The sequence below is a fragment of the Photobacterium halotolerans DSM 18316 genome, from assembly GCF_000425165.1.
GTDB lineage: Bacteria > Pseudomonadota > Gammaproteobacteria > Enterobacterales > Vibrionaceae > Photobacterium > Photobacterium halotolerans.
The window spans coordinates 1-1952 of the sequence record NZ_AULG01000054.1 but is presented as its reverse complement, the minus strand read 5'-3'; the positions used below and the strand labels follow the sequence as shown (position 1 = coordinate 1952).

4 protein-coding genes are annotated in these 1952 nt (G+C 49.7%); 2 read left to right on the top strand and 2 right to left on the bottom strand.

The window, feature by feature from the left end:
- The first annotated feature begins 55 nt into the window (after nucleotides 1-55).
- Together H511_RS0109275 and H511_RS23020 are read left to right on the top strand one after the other, a co-directional pair.
- On the top strand, nucleotides 56-757 hold the full coding sequence (locus H511_RS0109275; RefSeq protein WP_027252043.1) for a hypothetical protein: 702 nt from the start codon (nucleotides 56-58) through the stop codon (nucleotides 755-757).
- The gene (locus H511_RS23020; RefSeq protein ID WP_036759387.1) at nucleotides 741-1127 is read left to right on the top strand and encodes a hypothetical protein; all 387 of its coding nucleotides are present in this window, start codon (nucleotides 741-743) and stop codon (nucleotides 1125-1127) included. Before H511_RS0109275 ends, H511_RS23020 begins: the two co-directional genes overlap by 17 nt.
- Before the next feature lie 54 nt (nucleotides 1128-1181).
- Here the strand turns inward: H511_RS23020 and H511_RS0109265 are convergent, their stop codons facing one another.
- Nucleotides 1182-1448, bottom strand: coding sequence for a CCDC90 family protein (locus tag H511_RS0109265; protein WP_027252042.1), 267 nt, complete (start codon nucleotides 1446-1448; stop codon nucleotides 1182-1184).
- On the bottom strand, nucleotides 1445-1639 hold the full coding sequence (locus H511_RS0109260) for a hypothetical protein (protein ID WP_027252041.1): 195 nt from the start codon (nucleotides 1637-1639) through the stop codon (nucleotides 1445-1447). The genes H511_RS0109265 and H511_RS0109260 overlap by 4 nt, the downstream gene beginning before the upstream one ends.
- Nucleotides 1640-1952 lie beyond the last annotated feature (313 nt).

The following is a 1952-nucleotide window of genomic DNA, read 5'->3' as shown; positions in this document are numbered from 1 at the left end:
GAATCACGGTTCAAAAGACGCGCCACAGTGGTCAGCACATAGTTAAGGGGGCAACATGGGAACGCCAGCGATTATAAGATTTAGTTCTACAGAGAAACACAGCTTAATTTTCTCAAGCCACGACGGGAACCCGTGCGGGATCGCGTGGAAGTTGTATCACGGGGCAGCCGCTATTAAAGCGCCTGATTGTGATTCTGAAATGCAACGTATGGTGCTGATTAACGCGATGTTAGGCGCGAACAGTTCAACACTGTCTATTGGGCCAGTAACCTTTAATTGTTCTGAGTGGGAATACCACTTGAATGATCGCCTGATGGTGATCAAATACGGGAAAGATCTTTTAGGGGCGAGTTGGGATCTTGCTGAGTTCATCAATAAGAAAATAGCGGAAGATATGCGGTACGAAGTGGAGGCGGCAAAAGAGCCGTGGCGGCTAAAGCAATGGTCAATCAAAGACCTGAAAGCGATTGCAAGCTATGACAAGGTGATCACGTTTTCTAATTGTATGGCTCACTATGACAAGCGGTTTTGTGTCACAGCAAGCACGGGACGGAAGATACAAAAAATGCTGAGGGCTAACATTGCCAGAATGAAGCCCAACAATCCGAATATACCGCGTTACAAAGAGATCATTGCTGATATCAAAAGCAGCCTGGATCACATGTCGTCTGTTGATGTTGATTCGATAAAACAAAGCGCTGAAACGATCTTAGAAATGCGTCAGGCATTGGGGGTGAGTGATGAAAGTTCGCATTGACAACGGCAAACATGCTGAGTTCTATATAGCGCGGGTGGGTTCCCGCGCTGGTTGCCCGATGTGGGAGCCGTACACGGCGAATAATTGTTTTGCTGTCCTCAGTGCTGATCCTGATAATGATTTTGCCAGGGTAATGATCGCGTATGAGGCGGGCGAGTTCGGGCGGGTTGAGGTCGGGAGTTGTCAGCCTGGGTTACGGGTGCGGGATGTGCAGGCGGTTTGCGATCAGGCCAGCAAGATCCCCGCTTACATTATTGGCGCTGTTCGTCGCAGCGTGGAAGCCGAACGGAAAATAGTTATTATGAAAGAGGCGGCTAGGCTGGCAGTCAAAAAGGCGTGCCGTTCGGCGGTGGCGCTGGTGAGGATGTGAGCACAACGAAAAAGAGAAAGGGCGCTAAGCGCCCCTTTTTTTGTCTGGTGTTTGTTACGCTGCGAATATGTATTTTAGCGCGGCTACTGTGACCGCCACGCCGACGACAAAGAACGCGCGCTTGATCCAACCTATATCGCTTTTGATTTCGGTTATTTCGTGCAATAGATTGCTTTCCACCTGCTGCAAGTCGGTTTTAGTCGCTGCATTGTTTTTGACTGCCTCATCAATCCCGTAAATCACAGTTTCCGCCGCTTCCTTGCTCATCCCGCCCTTAATGAGCTGTTCTATCAGTTTGTGTGTGTCAAAAACCATACTCATGCGGCTTGCTCCCTGTCTAAGATGTTTCTCAGCGCGTACTGCACAAAGGCAGCGGTGCTTTCCTTGCATTCATGGCGCAGGATACGCCCGATTGTCTGCGGTGCGAATTTGTAGCCGGTCTCGCGTTCTAACGCCTCAGTGACTGCTGAGTGTGTGCCGTAGCGTTTCACGGCGCGTTCTAGTGGGGTCATGCGTTTAAATCCTTGTGTTGTCGTCGTTTAATCAAGTTAGCGTGCGGTTCGCACGCTGTCAAGGGGATTTGTGAAAGGGGGTGGAATGGGTTGACATCCGGCAAGGAACCGGATCTGTTCCCGCGCACTGCCCGCCGGATTTGCTCACTTTTTAGCCAATATACCACTAATTGACGCAGCCAGGATCACGATCACGCTGATGATCATGCTCAAACCACTGTATAAGCACACACTATAAAGGTGCGCGTTATCATTATTATGTTAAATGATGTTCGTTAGTGCCTGTTTTGTCGCTGATTCGGTGCCCTGCCCT

Bases quoted from the DNA above. Each gene is read 5' to 3' on its own strand.
- H511_RS0109275 (WP_027252043.1), top strand. From the start codon at position 56: ATGGGAACGCCAGCGATTATAAGATTTAGTTCTACAGAGAAACACAGC.
- H511_RS23020 (WP_036759387.1), top strand. From the start codon at position 741: ATGAAAGTTCGCATTGACAACGGCAAACATGCTGAGTTCTATATAGCG.
- H511_RS0109265 (WP_027252042.1), bottom strand. From the start codon at position 1,448: ATGAGTATGGTTTTTGACACACACAAACTGATAGAACAGCTCATTAAG.
- H511_RS0109260 (WP_027252041.1), bottom strand. From the start codon at position 1,639: ATGACCCCACTAGAACGCGCCGTGAAACGCTACGGCACACACTCAGCA.